Origin of the sequence: Hydrogenophaga sp. UC242_53, assembly GCF_042696965.1 — a bacterium.
GTDB lineage: Bacteria > Pseudomonadota > Gammaproteobacteria > Burkholderiales > Burkholderiaceae_C > Hydrogenophaga.
Map to the genome: position 1 here is coordinate 1,461,687 of NZ_CP170552.1, position 20,946 is coordinate 1,482,632.

The window sequence follows — 20,946 nt, forward strand, 5'->3', positions numbered from 1 at the left end:
GGTGGAATGTCTGGCGATCGTACCGCCCCCCGCCGAGGGTCAGAAGCGGTAGGCCCCGGTCACCCAAACGCGCGGGTTGCGCTGCTGGCTGTCCGATTGCGAGGGGCCGCCGGCGTGGCGCCAGGCCAGCGTGCCGTCCACCGACCAGTTGCCGTGCTGAGCGCGCACGCCCACGCCGCCGCCGGCGAGGCTGCGGTGGTTGTCGCCCACGGCCCAGGGCCGGCGGTTGAGCGTGCTCTGGCCGGCGTCCCAGAAGGCGTAGGGCACGACCGCGCCCTGGCCGTAGCGCAGCTCCACCTGGCCGAGCACGCCTTCGTCGCCCGCGCCTTCGCCGCGCGGGTAGGCGCGCACGCCGCTGGCGCCGCCGAGCACGAAGTCTTCGGAGGAGTCCAGGTTCTTGCCGCTCCATTGCGCCGCGACGCGGGCCGACAGCGTCCAGCCGCCTGGCAGGGCCTGCAGGCGGGTGACGTCGAGGTTGACCTTGTTGAACGAGCCGTGGGTCTTGGCGGTGAGGCGGTCGAGCAGGCGCTGCACATCGCCCTTGAGCGAAACGCTGCCGTGCGTCCAGCCCAGCGTGCCGTAGGTGATGCCGCCGCCGAGCAGCGCGTCTCGCAGGTCGAACTGCACCGCGACCGGCAGCACGTTGCTGGTTTTTTCGTTGCGCATGCCGGTGGCGCGGTATTCGTCCACCATGGTCTTGTGTTGTGCCTGCGCGGTGAGCAGCAGGTTCGCGCGGTTGCTGCGCACCAGCGGGTAGCTCACGCCGAGGCTGGCCACGCGGGCCGTGCCGGAGGCCTGCAGGCTGCTGAACTCGCCACCGAGGCTGTAGTCGGAGACGGCGTAGCCGACGTCGCCGCGCAGGCCGCTGGTGCCCAGGGCGCGCGAGTAGGCGAGGTTGCCGAAGAACAGGTCTTCGTCGGTGGCGATCACGGCTGCGTTGAGGCGGTCGCCGAAGCTGAACGGGTTGTTCCACGCGCCTTCGACCAGCACGCGGTGCTGGCCCGAGTAGCGGTTGCCGTGGTTGTCGACGGAGACGCGGCCTTCCAAGGCCTTGGTGCGTTCGACCTCGACGGCGAGGTCGCCCGTGCCCACGGCCTGGCCGGGGCGCACCACCGGGCGCACGCGGATGCCCGGCAGATCGGACAGCACGAGCACCGAGCGTTCGAGTGCGTCCATGGCGATCACGTCGCCGCTGCGCAGGTCGCCGAGGAAACGCCCGGCTTCGGTGGCCAGGTCGGCGTCCTGCGAGGTGGCGTTCACCTGGCCGTAGCGGCCTTCGATGACTTCGATGGTGAGTTCGCCGTCGGCCATGCGCTGGGCAGGCACGTAGGCGCGGGCGAAGGGGTAGCCCTGCTCGCGGTAGAAGCGCGTGATCTGGTCCGCCAGGCCGCGCAGGCCGGCCAGGGTGTGGCTGCGTCCGGTGGCGGGCGCGATGAGGGTTTGCAACCGCGCGGTCTCGATTCGGCTGGCGCCGTTGATGCGGACGGTCTTGAGCGCGACCGCGGGTCCTTCGTCGCGGCCGGCGCTGTCCGCCGGCGGCACGTCGAGCTGAAGGTTCAGCGATTCGGGCAGCACCTGCTGGGGCAGTTGCAGGTCTTGCAGGATGCGGCCGGCATCGGGGGCCTGTTGGGCGAAGGCGGAAGAGGCGCTGCTCAGGGCGAGCGCGGAGAGGGCCAGCGTGAGCGGCGAGAGGCGAAAGGTCTTGTGCATGGGAGGTGAATCGTTCGTGGATGCCCGCGCCAGGGCCGTTGGGCCCTGGCGGGAGCGATCAAAAAAAAGGAGCCGCGGTGGTGTGCGCGTCAGTGGCCGCCGTTGGGCAGGCGCAGGCCGCTGCCCCTGACGAGGACCTGGGCCGAGGCGCCGCAACCGCTGCCGGTCCAGCCGCTGGCGGCGCAGTCTTCCGGTGCGGCATCCGTTGCGCTGGCGCTCTGGGTACCGGCACCCGTGGTGGAGTCACCCTCGGCCGCCAGTTGCACCAGTTGCAGGCCGCCGGTCGCATCGGGCGCGGATGCCGGCTCGCTGACCTGTGGCACATGCACTTGCGCCGGCACGGCCGTGAGGCTGGGGCGCTGGATGCTGTCGGTCACCGAAGCCGGGTTGAAGGGCAGGGTCACCTCGACCTCGGCGTTCTCCGTGCTGTTGACCACGGCGTAGCCCAGCTCGTTGAGCAGCGAAATCCGGATGGCGTGCTTGCCCGGGCCGGCCGCGTCGGTGGTGTAGCGCGGATCGCCGAGCATGGCCTTGGTGTCGCCGTTGAGCAGGCCTTGCACGTCGTAGCCCCCGGCGCCACCGCCATCGAAGCCATTGACACCGGAGTTGTCCGCTTCGAGCTTGGTCGAACCGTTGGTGCTCACGGTGAGCACGGGTTGTTCGCGGTAGACCGCGTGCACGCCGCTGTCGCCCAGGGCCTTGGTGAAGTTGCTGGTGCTTTCGTCGCTGTTGTAGCGGAAGCGGCCCGAGCCACTGCCCACGGCGCCGGTCACGCCGGTGCTGCCGGCCACGCTGCCGGTGTAGATCACCGCGCGGCCGCCCGCGCCGGTGCCCACGGTCGCGCCCGCGCCCACCGTCACGTTGCCGCCCGTGGCCTGGCCGGCCGACTGGCTGGCGCCGGCGTTGAGCACGATGGCGTTGCTGGCGGTGCTGCTGGTCTGAACGCTCTTGCCGAGCGCGATGTCGCCGCTGACGGTGCTCACGTTCACCAGACCCGTGTTGTGGATGCCGTTGAGGGTGCTGCCGTCGGCCAGCGTGGCGCTGCCGATGGCGAGCGCGCCGCTGTTGACGAAGTGCACGTCCTGCGTGTCGGTGACCAGCGTGCCCACGGTGTTGCCCGCGTTGCCCAGCGTGAACTGGCCGCCGTTGCCGACGAGGGCGAGCGTGCTGGCTTCGAGGGTGGCGTTGCCGGCCTGGGTCACGGTGCCGCCATCGGTCTGCAGCGTCACCATGTCGGTGGAGCCCAGCACGGCGTCGAGCCGGATGTGGCCGGTGCCGGCATCGAGGGCGACGCTGTCCTGCAGTCGGGTGTCGGTCACGACCACGATATTGCCCTGCATGGCCGCGCCGCCGATGTTGATGGAGGAGAAGCCGTCGGCGAGCGAGGCCAGCGTGGCGGAAGAGACGTTCAGCACGCCGTCGCCCGGTGTGCCCGCGCCACCGCCGACGTGGATGTCGTGGCCGGGGTTGAGGGCCTCGAAACCGATCTGACCGGTGCCGGAGACGGTGCCGCCGAAGTTCACCTCTTCGGCCTTGAGCGTGAGCTTGTTGTCGGCCGCGTTCATGCCCTGGAGGAAGCTCAGCGAGCTGCCTTCGAGCGTCTTGCCATTGAACAGGGACGTGGTGGAAATGTTGTCCAGCGTCAGCGTCGCGCCCAGCGCCCGGCCGCCGCTGGCATCCCAGCTGCCCGAGACGAAGACGAAGGCGTAGGTGCCGGCGGTCTCCACGGTCGTGCTGGCCGTCTGCCAGCCGGTGGAGGACCAGGCGTTGGCGCCGGTGGCGTTGAGAATCACCTGCGTCTCGCCGGTCTTCACGTTGAGCAGGTAGCCGAACACGTCGTAGGCGTCCGAGCTGCCGGCCGCGTTCCACTGGAAGCTGACCACGTCGCCCTTGGCCAGGGCGATGGTGCTGTCGCTGGTGACGTAGCCGCCGCGCACGATGCAGTAGCCGGTGGCGCACTGCTGGGTGCTGCTGAGTTGCAGGCCCTGGGTGCGGTTGGCACCGTTGTTGGAGACGCCGGAGGTGAAGGTGCCGGAGGAGCTGACGTTTTCGCCGCTGGAGGTGGCGGGGCCGCTCGGGTCGTTCGGCGTGAGGTGGCCGCGCACGGTGGAGCCACCGTTCATGTAGACGCGCTGGTCGTGGATGCTCCAGCCGGTGGTGCCGTTCTCGAAGCCGGCGTTCAGGAACTCGGCCGCGCCCAGCACCACGGGCGAGTCGTACACCTGCTCGCCGAAGGTGCGCACGATGCCGCCGTTGATGTGCGTGGCGCCGGTGGGGGCGGTGGTGACGTACAACGAAGCAAGCGGGTTGGTGCCACCCACCTGGTCACCGAAGACGATGCTGCCCGTACCGGTGTTGGTCAGCGTGAGGCGGCTGGCGTTGCCCGCGCCCGCGGTGGCCGAGTCCACGTACTTGGCGAAGTAGATCTCGCCGCCCTGGCTGGCGATGGTGATGTGGCCGTCGAGCTTGACGTCGCCATTGAAGATGAAGCTCAGGTCCGAGGTGGAGCCGATGTTGCCCTGCAGCACCAGCTGGTCCGCGCTGAGGATCAGCGAGCGGCCGCTGCCGCCGGTGTTGATGTAGTCGCTGGTCCAGGTGATGGTGTCGTCGGCCTGGATGCTGACGTTGGTGCCGCCCGCGAGCGCGGTCTCGATGTCGTCGAGGCCCACGTTGGTGCCGCCGATCGCGCCTGCGCCGGCGGCGATGGTGACGTTGGTGGGGTCGATCAGCCACAGGCCGCCGTTGCCCTTGGGGGCGGCGGCATCGGCCGCGCGGCTCACCGAGAGCGTGGCGCCGCTGGTTTCGATGCGGCCACCGTTGCCGCCTTGCGCGCCGCCGCGCGCCTTGAGCACGCCCGCGACCTCGGTGCGGCCGCCGGCCGCGTGGATGTCGGACCAGGCGACCACGGTGCCACCGTGGCCGTTCTGCGTGGCGGAGGCGTCGAGCAGGGCGCCCGAAGCCACCACGGTGTGGCGTGCCTGCTTGATGCGGTTGTCCTTGCCTTGCCAACTGCCGCCGACATAGATCTGGCCGCCGCCGGTGGCGCCGGTGGCGTCGATCACCGCGCCGTCGGCGATGGTGACCGTGTCGCCGGTGACGATGGCCTTGCCGGCCTGGCCTTGCGGCGCGGAGACGTCGATGCGGCCCGAGACATGCACGCCGCCCTGTTCGGCGACCAGGCTCACCACGCCGTCGGCGCCGACGCCGAGCGAGCGCGCCTCGATCAGGCCGCTGCTGTTGATCACGGTGGCGGTGAGGCTGTCGATGGCGCGCGCGGTCATGAGCACGGTGCCGCCGTTGGCGTGGATGGCGCCGCCGTTGTCGATCAGCGCGCCCAGCGCGCCGCCGTCGACCTCGACCTGCACCGGGCCGCCCAGGTCGAGCCGCACGGTGCTGCCTGCGGCGAGCACCACGCTGCCGCGTTCGGCCGAGAGTTGGCCGTCGTTCACGATGCGCGCCGCGACCAGCGCGACGTCGCCACCCGAGGCGGCCGAGATCTGGCCCTGGTTCACGATGGCGGCGGCGCTGTCGCCGCTGAAGTGGTAGCGGCCCGCGAGGAAGTCTTCGGTGCTGATGTTCAGCGTGGAGGCCACCAGAGAGCCCACGTTCACCTGCGCGGTGGGCGAGAAGAGCACGCCGTTGGGGTTGACCAGGAACACCTGGCCATTGGCGTTCAGCGCGCCCTGGATCACCGACACGTCGGGTCCGAGCACGCGGTTGAGCGCGACCGAGGCCGCGCCGGGTTGCACGAAGTTGACGCTGTGACCCTGGCCGATGGAGAAGCTGTTCCAGTCGATGGCGAGCTTGTCGCTGGCCTGCTGGATGGTGAGCACGTTGCCGGCCTGCTGCAGGCTGCCCTGGCCGGCGGTGACGGTGCCGCCGGTGGGCAGGCCGCCGGCCACGGCGGCCAGGGGCGCGAGCAACAGGGCGCCGGCCACGCGGGAGGCGCCGCGCTTGCCGCGCGCGCTGGCGACCTCGCTCACAACGGTCCATGCGTTGATGGCGTGGTTCCAGATGGTGGTGTAGATGCGGTTCATGGCGTTGTCTTGTTTTCTTCTTCAGTCGCCCTCGGTTCGAAGACCGTGAGAGGGCCGGTGCGGCCCGGACACCTTGCATGCCGGGGGACGCCGATGGATATGGATTGCGGTCTGTCGAGCAGGCCGCGCGGATGATGGAGCTGTTGCTATAGAAATTGCTCTCGGGGCAGTATCGACCGGGCCTTGATGTTCTTGAGGCCCGAATAACGGGGGATTGGGGTGCTTGTTCGGTTCGCTGCGCTATCGTTCACACGAACCCTGTTTTTCTTGCCATGGAGCACCTATGCCATCTCATCCCGATTCCGAATTCGAGCGCGGCCTGGCACGCGCAGGCAGGTCATGGGCGATGCCTTCGTGGACAAGGCCTTCGGCGACATGACGGCCTTCACCGAACCGATGCAGCAGCACATCACCCGCAAGGCCTGGGGGGACGTGTGGCAGCGCGAGGGGCTCGATCTGAAGACCCGCAGCCTCATCACCGTGGCCATGCTCACGGCGCTGGGCAAGCAGCACGAGCTCAAGGGCCATGTGCGCGGCGCGCTGAACAACGGCGCCACGCCCACCGAGCTGCAGGAGGTGCTGCTGCACGCCGCCGTGTACTGCGGCGTGCCGGCGGCGGTGGAGGCGTTTCGCACGGCGGCCAGCGTGGTGGACGGCGAGAAGGCCTGAGTGCCGATGCGGCGCTACGATCGGGGGTTTCTTCACCATCCCCTACGGAGTTCCGTCATGACCGCTTACCGTCTCTCGCTGGTCCGCCGCGCCCTGTTGGCCGCCGGCCTGGTCTGCTCCCTCGGCCTGGCCCAGGCGCAGTCCACCACCCGCATCCTGGTGGGCTTCCCGCCCGGCGGCGGCACCGACGCCATCGCCCGCATCCTGGGCGAGCGCCTGCAGCAGGACCTGGGCAGCCCGGTGGTGGTGGACAACAAGCCCGGCGCGGGCGGGCAGCTGGCCGCTCAGGCGCTGAAAGCCGCGCCGGCCGACGGCCACACCCTGTTCCTCAGCCACGACCACAGCATCACCATCCTGCCCATGGTGACCAGGAACCCGGGTTACGACTCGGCCAAGGACTTCGTGCCGGTGGCGGGCTTCGCGACCTTCGTCAACGCCTTCGCCGTCTCCAACGGCACGCCCGCGCAATCGTTCAAGGCCTATGTGGATGGCGTGAAAGCGGCGGGTGGCAAGGGCTCGGTGGGCATTCCCGCGCCCGCCTCGGTGCCGCAGTTCCTGGTGCAGGTGATCGCCAAGCAGAACGGCCTGGACCTCGTGGCCGCGCCCTACCGGGGCAGCGCGCCCATGATGTCGGACATGCTGGGCAACCAGATCCCCGCCGGCGTGGCCTCCATTCCCGACTTCATCGAAAACCACAAGGCCGGCAAGCTGCGCGTGGTGGCGGTGATGGGTTCGCAGCGCCAGGCCGCCATGCCCGAGGTGCCCACCTTCTCCGAACTCGGCCTCAAGGGTTTCGAGGACGTGCCGTACTACGGTCTGTTCGCGCCGGCCGGCACACCCAAGGCCGCGCTGGACCGCATTGCCCAGGCGGTGCAGAAGGCGATCGCCCAGCCCGACGTGCGCGAGAAGCTCACCGCCATGGGCCTCACCGTGGGTTTCATGACCGGCGAACAGCTGGGCGCGCGCGAGCAGGCCTATGGCAAGGTGTGGGCGAAGATCATCCAGGACAGCGGCTTCCAGCCACAGTGATCTGGCGCCGGATCGGGCTTAGCCCGCCAGCAGGCGCTGCATCAGGTCCGGCGTGCTGTGGGCCTGGTACTTGCGCATGAGCCGCGCGCGGTAGATCTCCACCGTGCGGTGGCTGATGTCCAGCGCCTTGCCGATCTGCTTGCTGGTCAGGCCATCCATGAGAAAGGCCGCCACCTCGCGCTCGCGCGGTGTCAGCTCGGCCTTCACGGTGCGCGTGGAGCTGAGGTCTTCGAAGCTCCAGATGCCGGCGGCGTGCGGCGCGTCGCGGTTCAGCGCGCGGCCGGTCACGTGGCACCAGAAGGTCTCGCCCTGCAACTGCCCGCCCACGCGCTTCATGATGCGGTTGTCCGAGTAGGTGCCGCTGCGGCCCAGCAGGGGCGCCATGCGCTCGCCGATGCGCTCGTACTCGTCGGCGCTGGGATAGAGGATCTGGAAGCTCTGGCCCACGAGCTGCTCGCGCGTGGCGCCGAACATCTCGCACAGCACCTGGTTGCAGTCGACCATGATGCGCTGCCGGGACAGGGCCAGGCCCACGGGGGCGAGGTCGAAGGCGAGGCGGTAGTCGATCTCCATGGCGTATCAGGCTTCGGGTTTGGCTTTACGAAATACTACGTATGTGGTTACGTAGTATCGTAGCGGCTTCCACGGTCCAACCCAGGAGACACCGACGTGAACAAGATTTTCCCGAACGCGGACGCCGCGCTCAAAGGCATCGTGGCCGATGGCCAGTTGCTTGCCGTCGGAGGCTTCGGCCTTTGCGGCATTCCCGAGGCCCTGATCGATGCGCTGCGCGACAGCGGCGCGAAGAACCTCACCGTGATCTCCAACAACGCGGGCGTGGACGGCTTCGGCCTGGGCAAGCTGCTGGAGACGCGCCAGATCAGCAAGATGATCTCGAGCTACGTCGGTGAGAACAAGGAGTTCGAGCGCCAGTACCTGGCCGGTGAACTGCAACTCGAATTCACGCCGCAGGGCACGCTGGCCGAGAAGCTGCGTGCCGGCGGCGCGGGCATCCCGGCCTTCTTCACCAAGACCGGTGTGGGCACCCTGGTGGCCGAGGGCAAGGAGCTGCGCGAGTTCGACGGCGAGACCTACGTGATGGAGCGCGCGCTGGTGCCCGACGTGGCCTTGGTGAAGGCGCACCGCGCCGACAAGTCCGGCAACCTGCAGTTCCGCCTGACCGCGCGCAACTTCAACCCCGCCGCGGCCATGGCCGGCAAGATCTGCGTGGTCGAGGTGGAGGAAATCGTCGAGACCGGCGCGATCGACCCGGACCAGATCCACCTGCCCGGCATCTACGTGCACCGCATCGTGCACAACGCCCACCCCGAGAAGCGCATCGAGAAGCGCACCATCACCGAGAAAGCTGGAGCCTGACCATGCCCTGGACCCAAGACCAAATGGCCGCGCGCGCGGCGCAAGAACTCGAAGACGGTTTCTACGTGAACCTCGGCATCGGCATCCCGACGCTGGTGGCGCAACCACACCGGCACCAAGGAAGTCTGGCTGCAGAGCGAGAACGGCATGCTGGGCATCGGCCCGTTCCCGACCGAAGACCAAGTCGACGCCGACCTGATCAACGCCGGCAAACAGACCGTGACCACGCTCCCGGGCTCCAGCATCTTCGGCAGCCACGACAGCTTCGCGATGATCCGCGGGGGCAAGATCAACCTCTCCATCCTGGGCGCGATGCAGGTCAGCGAGAAGGGCGATCTGGCCAACTGGATGATCCCGGGCAAGATGGTCAAGGGCATGGGGGGCGCGATGGACCTCGTGGCCGGCGTCAAGCGCGTGATCGTGCTGATGGAGCACGTCGCGAAGAAGAAGGATGGCACCGAGGACCTGAAGATCATTCCGTCCTGCACCCTGCCGCTGACCGGCGTGGGCGTGGTCGATCGCATCATCACCGACCTGGGCGTGATGGACGTGACGCCGCAAGGCCTCAAGCTGGTGGAAATGGCCCCGGGCGTCACGCGCGAGTTCATCCAGTCCAAGACCGGCGTCACGCTGGTCTGATACCCCTGGCGGGTATACTCCCGCCTGCACCCGTCATTGGGGAGTAGCCGCTCTGCGCCCTGCAGAGGTCCGCGTCAACACACTTGGCCCCCACGGCCATGGCGCAGACAGCTTCCAGCCTGGCAAGACCTTTGACCACACTGCCTCCGGATGGGCCGGGGATGCCGTGTGGTCTTCTGTCTTTTGCCGGCCCTCGGAGCATTCTCTTGGAAGCATTCCTGATCTCGACGGGCATCGTCGCCCTCGCCGAAATGGGCGACAAGACCCAGTTGTTGTCCCTCGTCCTCGCCGCCCGCTTCAAGCGCCCCTGGCCCATCGTCTGGGGCATCCTGGTGCGCACCCTGCTCAACCACGCCCTCGCGGGCGCTGCCGGCGCCTGGATCATGGCCGCCGTGGGCCCGAACGTGATGCGCTGGGTGCTGGGGGTCTCCTTCATCGCCATGGCGGGGTGGATGCTGATTCCCGACAAACTGGACGACGAAGACGCCGTGCCCAAGCGGCAGATGGGCGTGTTCGTCGCGACGCTGTGGGCCTTCTTCCTGGCCGAGATGGGCGACAAGACACAGATCGCCACCGTGGCGCTGGGCGCGCAGTACGAACCCCTGATCGCGGTGGTGATCGGCACCACCTTCGGCATGATGCTGGCCAACGCGCCGGTGGTGTTCTTCGGCGAGGCGATCACGCGGCGCGTGCCGATCAAGATCGTGCACATCATCGCCGCGCTGATCTTCGCGGTGCTGGGCGTGCTGGCCCTGATGGGCGTGGGCGCGTCGATGACCGGCTGACCGGTCCGGCCGGGGCGCTAGAATGGCGGCCTGCTGCGGGTGTAGTTCAATGGTAGAACGGCAGCTTCCCAAGCTTCATACGAGGGTTCGATTCCCTTCACCCGCTCCACCTCTGGACTCCCCCTTCACCGGCACCATCGCTGCGCGTGCGGCGCCTGTGGCGGCGCGGTTTCATCATGAACGAGCCATCAGCCCACACCGCCCCCCAATGGGAGCCCGCCGCGCGAGCCGAAAGCCTCTCGTGGTCGATCGTGCGGCAGATCCGCGATGCGCTCTTCTCGGGAAAGCTCAAGGCCGGCGAGTTCATCGGCAGCGAAATCACCCTGGCTCAGCAGTTCGGCGTGAGCCGGATCGCGGCGCGCGATGCGCTGCGTTCGCTGATCGCCATGGGCGTGGTGGAAGTCCGCATGGGTTCCCGGGGTGGTGCCTGGGTTGCGATGGGCAACTCCGATCGCCTGGTCGATTCGCTGGCCGTTCAGCTCCATCTCATCGGTTTGACCGCGGCGGAGATGCTCGAAGCGCAGAGCATCACGAGCATCGCCTCGGCCGAGCTGGCCGCAGGCCGCGTGACCCCGGAGGATGCCGCGCGGATGGAAGAGGCGGCGCAGGCCACCGAGGCGGCCGCGGGTGACCCGCACGCGTTCACGGAAGCGTCCATGCGGTTCCGCGAGGCCATCGTCAACGCCTCCAAGAACCGCGTCCTCATCGCCCAGTACCGGGCCTTCGGATCGGTGCTCGGCCCCTTGCTCGAAGCCAACACGACCGCGGCGGCCACCCGCCGGATCATCCAGTCCAACGCCCGCCTGCTTCAGGCCATCGTCAATGGGGATGCGGTGGCCGCAGGTGAGCTGATGCGCGAGCGCGAGTCCGGCATCCGGATGCGCATCCTGGGCTCGGGTCCGGCCGCCACGGCCGAGCCGGCGGCTCAAGCCCCGGCCCCCTAGCGCCGGGCGCTTTTTCTTCTTTTTTGCCAGAACGGGCGCCTTGGGCGCCCGTTCTCTTTGGTGCGCCTGCGCCGGCACCATCGTGAAAACCCTAATGTATATTACAGATATACAGATTACAGTTCGACCCAAGCCGAGAGACGCCCATGGGGTGTCCGGCGCCAGAGGTCGAGGTGCCGCGTTGGTCCCGATCGCCCGCAATGCCCACGGAAAAAGACATGCTCATTGATGCACACGCGCACGTGACTGCGCCCGATTCGCTGTATGTGTGGAAGGCCGGATTGCTGTCGCACCGCGGCAACCACGGACGCGGATCGCCGAAGGTGAGTGACGACGAGATGCTGGCCGTCCTCCACACGCCGACCTTCGGCACCAAGTCCCACCTGGAACAGTTGAAAGAGCTCGGCACGGACATGCAGCTGATCTCGCCCCGGCCCTACCAGAGCATGCACAGCGAAAGGCCGGCCAAGCTGGTTCACTGGTACACGGAAGAGGTGAACAGCATGATCGGGCAGCAGGCCCGGTTGGTGCCGGGCACCTTCCGGGGGGTATGTGGCCTGCCGCAGGCCTGGGGCGAGCCGATCCAGAACTGCCTGCCGGAGCTGGACCGTTGCGTCAAGGAGCTCGGCATGGTGGCGGCGATGGTGAACACCGATCCCAGCGAGGGGCTGGACACCCAGGCGGTGCCGAATCTCGGCAGCGAATACTGGTACCCGCTGTGGGAGCGCCTGGTCGAACTCGACGTGCCCGCCTACCTGCACTCCGCGGGCTTTCGTTCGGAGCGCAACAGCTACTCGGTCCACTTCATCAACGAAGAGACGATCGCTGTCATGGCGCTGTGCAACTCGCGCGTGTTCAAGGATTTCCCGCGACTGCGCATCGTCGTGTCGCATGGCGGTGGCGCGATGCCGTATCAGGTCGGGCGCTTCCATGCGCCATCGCTGCGCCCGGGTCGGGCACCCGAGCCCTTCCTCGATGCGCTGCGCCGCCTCTACTTCGACACCGTGCTCTATTCGGAAGAGGCCTTGCGCCTGCTGATCAAGACCGTCGGCCCCGAGCGCTGCATCTTCGGCGCCGAGCGCCCTGGCGTCGGCACGGTGAAAGACCCCGCGACCGGGCGCTGGATGGACGACATCCAGCCGCTCATCGAGGGTTTCGACTGGCTCTCTGAAGACGCGAAGCAGGCGATCTTCAGTGGCAACGCGAAGCAGGTCTTCAAGCTGTAGATCCTCTGCGGGAGACACCAGACATGGCAAACATCGTTGGGGGCATTGCGGTCTCCCATGGCCCCCTGTTGTGCACGCCTCCTTCGATCTGGCACCTGCGAGCGGGAGCCGATCAGAAGAATGTGAACCACTGGTATCAGGGCCGGCGCCATCACTACGATGAGCTGCTCGCCGCCAGAGCGCCGGGATTCGGCATGGCCGTGCAGGCAGCGCATCAGGCGCGCGCCTACGCCCAATGCCAGTCGTCGCTGGACCAGCTGGCGGACAAGTTCAAGGCGATGAGGGCGGACTGGGTGATCGTCGTGGGCAACGACCAGCGAGAGGTCTTCCATGACGACATGTCACCCGCGTTGCTGGTGTACACCGGCGAGTCGATTCCCAACATTCCCCTGACCCCGGCGCAGCTGGCCAAGCTGCCGCCCGGCATCGCCGAAGCGGAGGTGGGGCACTGTCCACCGGAGGGGGCGGTGTACCCCGGTCATGCGGCCCAGGCGACGCGCATCGTGGAGAGCCTGAGCGACGCGGGTTTCGATGTGGCGACCTCCGCCCGCCTGCCGTCGACCGCCGATGGACAGCACGGCATTCCCCACGCGTTCGGTTTCGTGTACCGGCGCATCCTGAACGATGCGCCGCCGCCGAGCGTGCCCGTCTTTGTCAACGTGGGTGTCGCCCCCAACCAGGTCAGAACGGGGAGGGCGCTCGCCTTCGGCGCGGCATTGGCCCGGGCGGTGCGCGATCTGCCCGATGCCTCGCGTGTGGTGCTCATCGCCTCGGGGGGGCTGAGCCACTTCGTGGTCGACGAATCGCTGGATCAGAAAGTCCTCCAGGCCCTGAGCCCATTCGATGCCGCATCGCTCCAGTCGATCCCGGAGAGCTGGTTCAACGGGAACAGCGGCGAGATCAAGAGCTGGATGGCGGTGGCTGCGGCCATGAACGAAGCGGGGCTGCGCATCGACATGCGGGACTACACGCCGTGCTACCGGACGCCGGCCGGCACCGGCAGCGGCATGGGTTTCGTGGCGTGGTCCTTGTCAGTGTGAAAGAAGGAAACAGAAGCAATGAATGAAGAACAGAACCGCAGGCTGACGCAGGTCGGCCGCGGAACGCCCATGGGCGAGGTGCTGCGAAGGCACTGGATGCCGATCGCGGGTGCCTCGGAACTCGATGAGAACCCCATCAAGCCGCTGCGGCTGATGGGCGAGGACCTCGTCCTCTACCGCGACCTGAGCGGCAACCATGGCCTGGTCGAGCGGGCCTGTGCGCACCGCCGCGCCGACCTGTCCTATGGTTTCGTCGAGGCCGACGGCATTCGCTGCAGCTACCACGGATGGGCCTTCAATGCCTCGGGCAAGTGCGTGAGCCGCCCGTACGAGGACACCGTCAACCCCGACATCACGAAGCGCGGGCGGATTTGCATCCAGGGCTATCCGGTGAAGGAGAAGGCCGGGCTTCTGTGGGCCTACCTGGGGCCCGCTCCCGCACCGGAGCTGCCCGACTGGGAGCCTTTCAGCTTCGAGAACGGTTTCGTCCAGATCGTGGTATCCGACGTGCCCTGCAACTGGTTGCAGTGCCAGGAGAACTCCATCGACCCCGTGCACTTCGAATGGATGCACAACAACTGGAGCACCCGCCTGAGCGGGCAGACCGGCCCCTACTCGGCGGAACACAAGGAAGTCGCTTTCGAAGAGTTCGACCACGGGCTGGTCTACAAGCGCATCCGCGGCGAGGCCACGAAGGCCGATGCGATGTGGACCGTCGGCCGGGTGTGCCTGTGGCCCAACGCGTTCTTCCTCGGGGACCACTTCGAGTACCGGGTGCCGATCGACGACGAGAACACGCTCAGCATCTCGTGGATCTTCACGCGCCTGCCGCAGGAGGTCGAGTCGTATTCACAGCCCTCGGTGCCGACCTGGCGCAGCCCGGTCAAGGACGACGCCACCGGGCGCTGGGTGACGAGTCACGTGATCAACCAGGACATGGTGGCCTGGGTGGGCCAGGGGGTCATCGCCGACCGGACGAAGGAGACCCTCGGGCTCAGCGACCGCGGCATCGTGATGCTGCGTCGGCGGTTCGAGCAGGACATCGCGGCGGTTGAACGGGGCGAGGATCCGAAAGGCGTCATCCGTGATCCGGCGAAAAACGTCCGGGTTCAGCTGCCCATCGCGGAACGCGAGTTTCTGCTGCGGGGCCTTCCGAGGCAAGTGCTTCTGGCGCACCCCATCTGGCGGCAGCACTACGAAGGGTTCCGCTTTGCCTATGGCGCAGCCCGAGTCGGTCCGCCAGGCTTTCCGGGAGGCGGCAGGCCTATGAACACGCTGAGCACCATCCAGAAGGCATGCGTGGCGCGCCTGCGGCGCATCGACGTCTGCGCGCTGTCCGACGCCCTCGACAAGCTGGGGCGCGCGGGCGCCGTCACCGGCATCCCGCAGCGCAGTGGTCAGGGGCGCATCGCCGGGGTCGCTGTCACGATGAAGGTCGGTCCAGGCCAGCCACCCCCGGGTGAGCCACGGCATCTGGGTTGCACCGCCATCGAACTCTCGGGGCCGGACCAGGTGATCGTGGTCGAGCAGCGTTCCGGCGTCGAGGCCGGCTGCTGGGGCGGGCTGCTCACGCTGGGCGCCAAGGTGCGCGGCGTCGAGGGCGTCATTGCCGATGGCCCACTTCGGGACGTGGACGAGGCCATCGCCTACGGTTTCCCCATCTTCAGCCGCAGCCTGACCTGCCTGACGGCCCGGTCGCGCGTCGTCGAGCTGGGCACTCAGCTGCCGGTGGCGCTGGGGAATGTCTCGGTCCAGCCGGGTGACTACGTGGTGGCCGATCGCAGTGGTGTGGTCGTCATTGCGGCGGCAAGCATCGAGGAGGTGCTCGACACCGCCGAAGCCATCGCGCGGCGCGAGGGCGGCATGGCCAAGGCCCTCCAGGGGGGAACCCCGATCAGCCAGGTGATGAATCGCGACTACGAACAGATGCTGGAGAACAAGCGATGAACGACGATCCCCATGTGCAACGCGCGGCCCGGCTGGACACGGCCGCCCTCAGTGACGCTCTCGACAAGCTGGGCATCGTCCGCCAGTGCCATCGCGTCAAGCCGCGAGACCCTTCCTTTCGCATGGCCGGCCGGGCGTGGACCCTGCTGTACGGCCCTGCGGGCAGCCCACCTGGCACCGTCGGAGACTACATCGACGATGTGCCCCCTGGCAGCGTGATCGTGCTGGACAACGGCGGCCGCGACAACGCCACCGTGTGGGGCGACATCCTGACCGAGATTGCGCATCGGCGGGGCATCGCCGGGACCGTGATCGACGGCATCTGCCGCGATGTCGCGCTCTGTCTGGAACTGAACTACCCGGTCTTCTCCAAGGACCACTGGATGCGCACCGGCAAGGACCGTGTGCAGGTCGAGGCCACGGGCGTTCCCGTCAATGTCGGCGATGCCCGTGTGAGCCCGGGTGACATCGTGAAAGGCGACGCGGATGGCGTCGTGATCATTCCGAAGGAGCACGAGGCACGGGTCCTGGACACCGCCGAAGCCATCGACTCGGCCGAGGCGCGCGTGCGCGCGGCGGTGCGGGGTGGCATGCGCCTGGACGAGGCGCGCAAGGCCCATGGGTACCACCAGTTGCAGACGAGGGCATCGTGATGCAGCGGCACGACCCTTCCACCACGACGCGGGACGCGGTCCGGCTGCCGGCGCCCGTCCTCGCGCGAGCGCAGGCCGCATCGTCGGCCACGCTGCACGAGGCCGCGCGAAAGATCGGTGCCCTGCCTTCCCAGATCCAGGCGCTCGCGCCCGGGTTTCGCTGCGCGGGATCGGCCCTCACCGTGCATTCCCCGCCGGGGGACAACCTCTGGCTGCATCGCGCGCTCGAGCGGGTCCAGCCCGGCGATGTGATGGTGGTGTTCGCGGGCGGTGCCCACGAGCATGGTTATTGGGGCGAGATCATGGCGACGATGGCCAAGGCCCGAGGCCTGGCCGGCCTGGTGATCGACGGCTGCGTGCGCGATGGCCATCTGCTGCGGGAGATCGGCGTGCCCACGTTCAGCCGCGGTCTCTGCATCCGGGGGACGGGCAAGGATTTCGGCGCCGTCGGCTGGATCAATCACCCGGTTCTGATCGGCGACGTGGTCGTGAACGCTGGCGATCTGATCGTCGGTGACGGCGATGGGGTCGTCTCCATTCCTCATTACATGGCCGGGGCGGTCCTGGACGCGGGGGCGCAACGCGATGCCGAAGAAGCCGAGTTCGTCCAGCGGCTCCAACGAGGAGAGAGTACCTTGTCGATTTACGGATGGCGTTAGGCGCCCGCGCAAGCCCAGGCAGATGGACGGTAAAACCAGGAGACAAACCCCATGAACATCCCTCGACTCGACCGACGCACCGCGGTCATCGGCCTGCTGGCCGCCGCCACCACCCCATGGGCGATGGCCCAGGCCGAGACAGCGGGCAACTATCCCGCCAAGACCCTCAAGATGGTCGTGCCCTACAGCCCGGGGTCCGTGACGGACACCCTGGCCCGCATGGTGTCGGAGCGGCTGTCGCAACGCCTGGGGCAGCCGGTCATCGTCGAGAACCGCCCCGGTGCGAGCGGACAGATCGGCACCGCGGCGGTCGCCGCCGCCGCGCCGGACGGGTACACCATGATGCTGGCGCCACCCACGCACATCATCAACTCGGTGCTGCGCAAGATGCCTTACGACCCGATCAAGAATTTCGATCCGGTCATCCAGATCGCCCGCTCGAACCTGGTGCTGGTGGTGAACGCCGCGACACCGGCGAACAACCTGAAGGAGTTGGTGAGCTATCTGAAGGCGCAGGGCGACAACGCCACCTACGCTTCGGCGGGGCAGGCCTCGACCCTGCACCTCTACACCGCCCAGCTGCAACAGGTGCTGGGCACCAGCATGCGGCACGTCCCGAGCAAGGGCGTGCCCGGCGCCATCATGGACGTGGTTCAGAACAGCGTCACGGTGGTGCTCGCCCCGATGGAGAACGCCGTTCGCCTGATCAAGAGCGGCCACCTCAAGGCGATGGCGCAAACCGGCAAATCGCGCTTCGCCGAGATTCCCGATGTGCCGACGTTTGCCGAGGCCGGCCTCTCCAGCGTTCACAGCGAACTCTGGTACGGCCTCTTTCTGCCTGCGGGCACACCCAAGCCCATCCTGGCGAAGCTGAACAGGGAAGTCGCCGCGGTGCTCGCCATGCCGGAGGTGAAGACGCAGCTCCTCACGGCCGGCACGGAGCCGGTGGGGGGGGTCACCCGAGCAACTGGCGGCGCTGTGCCGCAGCGAGCTCGCGATGTGGACCGACGTGGTCAAGCGCAACGGCATCAAGGCCGACTGACGCGTGGCGCCTCCGCAGGACGACGCTCAGAACCCCACCGCCTGCCCGTCGCGCCGCGCATCGCTCGCGGCCACGTAGCCGTCGGCCATGTCGTCGCTCAGGCGCGCGATGAACTGGCCGCTGCCGAAGTCGAGGTAGGTGTCGGCGGTCGGCTCGAAGCGGTGGCCCAGCGCCTTGAGGCCGTCGCGCAGCGCGGGCGCCATGGTGGATTCGAAATCCACGTCCAGGCCTTTGCCCCATTTCCAGCGCGGTGCGTCGCACGCGGCCTGGGGCTGCTGGCCGTGCACCAGCATGCGCACCAGCGTCTGCACATGGCCTTGCGGCTGCATGTTGGCGCCCATCACGCCAAAGCTCATCACACCCTGGCCCTGCCGCGTGAGGAAGCCCGGGATGATGGTGTGGAAGGGCCGCTTGCCCGGTGCGACCTGGTTGGGGTGCGCATCCTGCATCGTGAAGCCGTGGCCCCGGTTCTGCAGGCTGATGCCCCAGCCGGGCACGACCACGCCGCTGCCGAAACCCAGGTAGTTGGACTGGATCAGGCTGACCATGCGGCCTTGCGCATCGGCGGCGGTGAGGTAGACCGTGCCACCGCGCGGCGGGTGGCCCGCGCCGGGGTGAATGGCGCGTTTCGGGTCGATGAGCCTGGCGCGGTCGCGCAGGTAGCCCGGGTCCAGCAGGTCGGCGGCGCGCACCTCGGTCATGAAGCGCTCGTCGGCGACCCAGCGGTAGGTATCGGCGAAGGCGAGCTTGACGGCCTCGATCTGCAGGTGCTGGCCTTCGATGCTGTCCGGCCCGTAGCGGCCGATGTCGAGCTGTTCGAGCATGCCCAGCGCCATGAGCGCGGCGATGCCCTGGCCGTTGGGCGGCAGTTCGTGCACCGTGTGGCCGGCGAACGCCATCTCGATGGGCTTGACCCACTGCACCTCGTGCGCGGAGAGGTCGCTGGCGCGCAGTTGCGCGCCGTGTTCGCGCGCGAAGGCATCGATGGCGGCGGCGATCTCGCCCCGGTAGAAGGCTTCGCCGCGCGTCTCGGCGATGCGGCGCAGCGCGCGGCCAGCCTCGGCGAAGCCGAAGCGCTCACCGGGCAGCGGCGCACGGCCACGGGGCATGAAGGCCTGCGCGAAACCGGGCTTGTCCTGCAGCAGAGGCACGGCCAGGGCCCATTTGTGCGCGATGACGGGCGCCACCGCGAAGCCGCTTTCGGCCAGCTCGATGGCCGGCGCCATCAGGTCGGCGAAGGGCAGGGCGCCGAAGCGCTCGGACAAGGCGGCCCAGCCGGCCACCGCGCCGGGCACGGTCACGGCATCGAAGCCGCGCAGCGGGATCTGGCCGTTGTGCTTGTTCTCGAAATAGGCCTTGCTCCAGCCCGCGGGCGCCACGCCCGAGGAGTTCATGCCGTGCAGTTGCTGACCGTCCCAGACGATCGCGAAGTTGTCGCTGCCCAGGCCGTTGGAGATGGGCTCCACCACGGTGAGGGCGGCGGCGGCCGCGATCGCGGCGTCCACCGCGTTGCCGCCCTTGAGCAGCATGCGCAGACCGGCCTGCGCGGCCAGGGGCTGCGAGGTGGCGACCACGTTGCGCGCCATGAGCGGGCTGCGGATGGTGGGGTAGGGGTGGCTCCAGTCGAACTGCATGGGGTGGGGGTCTCTCAGGTGGGAATCACTTGAGGATATCGCCGACGCAGAGGTACTTGATTTCCACGTAGTCGTCCATGCCGTGGTGCGAGCCCTCTCGGCCCAGGCCGGACTGCTTCACGCCGCCGAAGGGCACGTGTTCGGTGGCCAGGATGCCGACGTTGATGCCGACCATGCCGTACTCCAGCGCCTCGCTCACGCGGAAGATGCGGCCGACGTCGCGGCTGTAGAAGTAGCTCGCCAGGCCGAACTCGGTGGCGTTGGCCGCGTCGATGGCTTCCTGCTCGGTGTGGAACCTGAACACCGGCGCGAAGGGGCCGAAGGTTTCCTCCTTCGCGCACAGCATGTCGGCCGTCGCGTCGGCCACCACGGTGGGTTCGAAGAACTGGCCGCTGCCCAGGCTGGCGAGGCGCTGGCCACCGGCCACCACGCGCCCACCCTTGGCCACGGCATCGTCCACGTGGCGCTGCACCTTCACGAGAGCCGCTTCCTCGATCAGCGGGCCCTGGCTCACGCCCTCGCCAAAGCCGTTGCCGACCTTGGCGGTCTTCACCTTGGCGGCGAACTCTGGCCACGAAGGCGTCGTAGACGCCGGCCTGCACGTAGAAGCGGTTGGTGCAGACGCAGGTCTGGCCGGCGTTGCGGTACTTGCTGGCGAAGGCGCCTTCCACCGCGCTGTCGATGTCGGCGTCGTCGAACACGATGAAGGGCGCGTTGCCACCCAGTTCGAGCGACATCTTCTTGACCGTGGGCGCGCACTGCGCCATGAGGATGCGGCCGACCTCGGTGGAGCCGGTGAAGCTGATGTGGCGCACCACGTCGCTCGCGCACAGCACCTTGCCCACGGCGATGGACTGTTCGGCGTCGGCGGTGAGGATGTTGAACACCCCGGCCGGGATGCCGGCGCGGATGGCCAGTTCGGCCGCGGCCAGCGCGGTCAGCGGCGTGAGTTCGGCCGGCTTGATGATCACGGGGCAGCCGGCGGCCAGCGCGGGCGCCACCTTGCGCGTGATCATGGCCAGCGGGAAGTTCCAGGGCGTGATGGCCGCGCACACGCCGATGGGCTGCTTGAGCACCATCAGGCGGCGGTTGTTGTCGAAGGTGGGCAGGGTTTCGCCGTTGACGCGCTTGGCCTCCTCGGCGAACCATTCCACGAAGCTCGCACCATAGGCCACCTCGCCCTTGGCCTCGGCCAGGGGCTTGCCCTGTTCGGCGGTCATGAGGGTGCCCAGGTCGTCCTGGTTCGCCATCAGCAGGTCGTACCACTTGCGCAGGATGTGGCTGCGTTCCTTGGCGGTCTTGGCCTTCCAGGCCGGCCAGGCGGCGTTGGCGGCGGCGATCGCGGCTTCGGCATCTGCGGGGCCCAGGTTCGCCGACGTCGGCCAGCTTGTGGCCGGTGGCCGGGTCGTGCACGTCGAAACGGCGGTTGCCGGCAACCCACTGGCCGTTGATCAGGGCGTCGGTCTTGAGCAGGCTCGGGTCCTTGAGCAGGGCCAGGGGGGAGGTCTTCATGTCCATGGGTGTTGTCTCCGTCGGTGCGGTGCGCGGGAAGGGG

Annotated in this window: 13 protein-coding genes, 1 tRNA gene, 4 pseudogenes and 1 riboswitch; of the genes and pseudogenes, 13 read left to right on the forward strand and 5 right to left on the reverse strand. The window is 68.3% G+C overall.

Annotated features, from left to right (window positions below; genetic code table 11):
* Window positions 1-39: 39 nt before the first annotated feature.
* Together ACFJI0_RS07540 and ACFJI0_RS07545 are read right to left on the reverse strand one after the other, a co-directional pair.
* On the reverse strand, window positions 40-1,710 hold the full coding sequence (locus ACFJI0_RS07540) for a ShlB/FhaC/HecB family hemolysin secretion/activation protein (RefSeq protein ID WP_382324042.1): 1,671 nt from the start codon (window positions 1,708-1,710) through the stop codon (window positions 40-42).
* Window positions 1,711-1,799: 89 nt separating this feature from the next.
* On the reverse strand, window positions 1,800-5,747 hold the full coding sequence (locus tag ACFJI0_RS07545; RefSeq protein WP_382324044.1) for a filamentous hemagglutinin N-terminal domain-containing protein: 3,948 nt from the start codon (window positions 5,745-5,747) through the stop codon (window positions 1,800-1,802).
* Between the two features lie 283 nt (window positions 5,748-6,030).
* Here ACFJI0_RS07545 and pcaC point away from each other — a divergent pair.
* Window positions 6,031-6,416 (forward strand): annotated as a pseudogene (gene pcaC / locus ACFJI0_RS07550) (4-carboxymuconolactone decarboxylase).
* Between the two features lie 57 nt (window positions 6,417-6,473).
* Complete coding sequence (locus ACFJI0_RS07555; RefSeq protein ID WP_382158945.1) at window positions 6,474-7,445, forward strand: Bug family tripartite tricarboxylate transporter substrate binding protein; 972 nt, start codon at window positions 6,474-6,476, stop codon at window positions 7,443-7,445.
* 18 nt (window positions 7,446-7,463) lie between these two features.
* On the opposite strand, the gene ACFJI0_RS07560 is transcribed toward ACFJI0_RS07555, so the two are convergent.
* Window positions 7,464-8,018 carry a LuxR C-terminal-related transcriptional regulator gene (locus tag ACFJI0_RS07560; protein ID WP_382158943.1) on the reverse strand — a complete coding sequence of 185 codons (555 nt, stop codon included), beginning with the start codon at window positions 8,016-8,018 and terminating at the stop codon, window positions 7,464-7,466.
* Between the two features lie 96 nt (window positions 8,019-8,114).
* Between ACFJI0_RS07560 and ACFJI0_RS07565 the strand changes: the two genes are divergently transcribed.
* From ACFJI0_RS07565 to ACFJI0_RS07615, 11 genes and pseudogenes are all read left to right on the forward strand, one after another.
* Window positions 8,115-8,822 (forward strand): CoA transferase subunit A, encoded by a 708-nt coding sequence (locus tag ACFJI0_RS07565; protein WP_382324046.1) that lies wholly within the window; start codon window positions 8,115-8,117, stop codon window positions 8,820-8,822.
* 2 nt (window positions 8,823-8,824) lie between these two features.
* Window positions 8,825-9,461: pseudogene (locus ACFJI0_RS07570) on the forward strand (3-oxoacid CoA-transferase subunit B).
* A gap of 26 nt (window positions 9,462-9,487) precedes the next feature.
* Window positions 9,488-9,663: riboswitch (yybP-ykoY riboswitch) on the forward strand.
* 4 nt (window positions 9,664-9,667) lie between these two features.
* Window positions 9,668-10,246 carry a TMEM165/GDT1 family protein gene (locus ACFJI0_RS07575; protein ID WP_382324048.1) on the forward strand — a complete coding sequence of 193 codons (579 nt, stop codon included), beginning with the start codon at window positions 9,668-9,670 and terminating at the stop codon, window positions 10,244-10,246.
* A gap of 35 nt (window positions 10,247-10,281) precedes the next feature.
* Window positions 10,282-10,355 (forward strand) — tRNA-Gly (locus ACFJI0_RS07580).
* A gap of 37 nt (window positions 10,356-10,392) precedes the next feature.
* Complete coding sequence (locus tag ACFJI0_RS07585; protein ID WP_382324050.1) at window positions 10,393-11,190, forward strand: FadR/GntR family transcriptional regulator; 798 nt, start codon at window positions 10,393-10,395, stop codon at window positions 11,188-11,190.
* Window positions 11,191-11,336: 146 nt separating this feature from the next.
* Window positions 11,337-12,416, forward strand: a complete 1,080-nt coding sequence (locus ACFJI0_RS07590; RefSeq protein WP_382324052.1) for an amidohydrolase family protein — start codon at window positions 11,337-11,339, stop codon at window positions 12,414-12,416.
* A 23-nt stretch (window positions 12,417-12,439) separates the two neighbouring features.
* The gene (locus ACFJI0_RS07595; protein ID WP_382324054.1) at window positions 12,440-13,456 is read left to right on the forward strand and encodes a protocatechuate 3,4-dioxygenase; all 1,017 of its coding nucleotides are present in this window, start codon (window positions 12,440-12,442) and stop codon (window positions 13,454-13,456) included.
* Window positions 13,457-13,474: 18 nt separating this feature from the next.
* A complete protein-coding gene (locus ACFJI0_RS07600) occupies window positions 13,475-15,403 on the forward strand; it encodes a Rieske 2Fe-2S domain-containing protein (protein WP_382324056.1) in 1,929 nt (642 codons plus the stop codon).
* Complete coding sequence (locus ACFJI0_RS07605) at window positions 15,400-16,056, forward strand: RraA family protein (protein ID WP_382324058.1); 657 nt, start codon at window positions 15,400-15,402, stop codon at window positions 16,054-16,056. Before ACFJI0_RS07600 ends, ACFJI0_RS07605 begins: the two co-directional genes overlap by 4 nt.
* A complete protein-coding gene (locus ACFJI0_RS07610) occupies window positions 16,056-16,715 on the forward strand; it encodes a 4-carboxy-4-hydroxy-2-oxoadipate aldolase/oxaloacetate decarboxylase (RefSeq protein WP_382324059.1) in 660 nt (219 codons plus the stop codon). The genes ACFJI0_RS07605 and ACFJI0_RS07610 overlap by 1 nt, the downstream gene beginning before the upstream one ends.
* Before the next feature lie 219 nt (window positions 16,716-16,934).
* Window positions 16,935-17,654, forward strand: a pseudogene (locus tag ACFJI0_RS07615) (tripartite tricarboxylate transporter substrate-binding protein); the annotation flags it as partial.
* A 129-nt stretch (window positions 17,655-17,783) separates the two neighbouring features.
* Here ACFJI0_RS07615 and ACFJI0_RS07620 read toward each other — a convergent pair.
* Both ACFJI0_RS07620 and ACFJI0_RS07625 read right to left on the reverse strand, forming a co-directional pair.
* Complete coding sequence (locus ACFJI0_RS07620; RefSeq protein ID WP_382324061.1) at window positions 17,784-19,391, reverse strand: gamma-glutamyltransferase family protein; 1,608 nt, start codon at window positions 19,389-19,391, stop codon at window positions 17,784-17,786.
* A gap of 25 nt (window positions 19,392-19,416) precedes the next feature.
* A pseudogene (locus tag ACFJI0_RS07625) lies at window positions 19,417-20,909 on the reverse strand (NAD-dependent succinate-semialdehyde dehydrogenase).
* Window positions 20,910-20,946 lie beyond the last annotated feature (37 nt).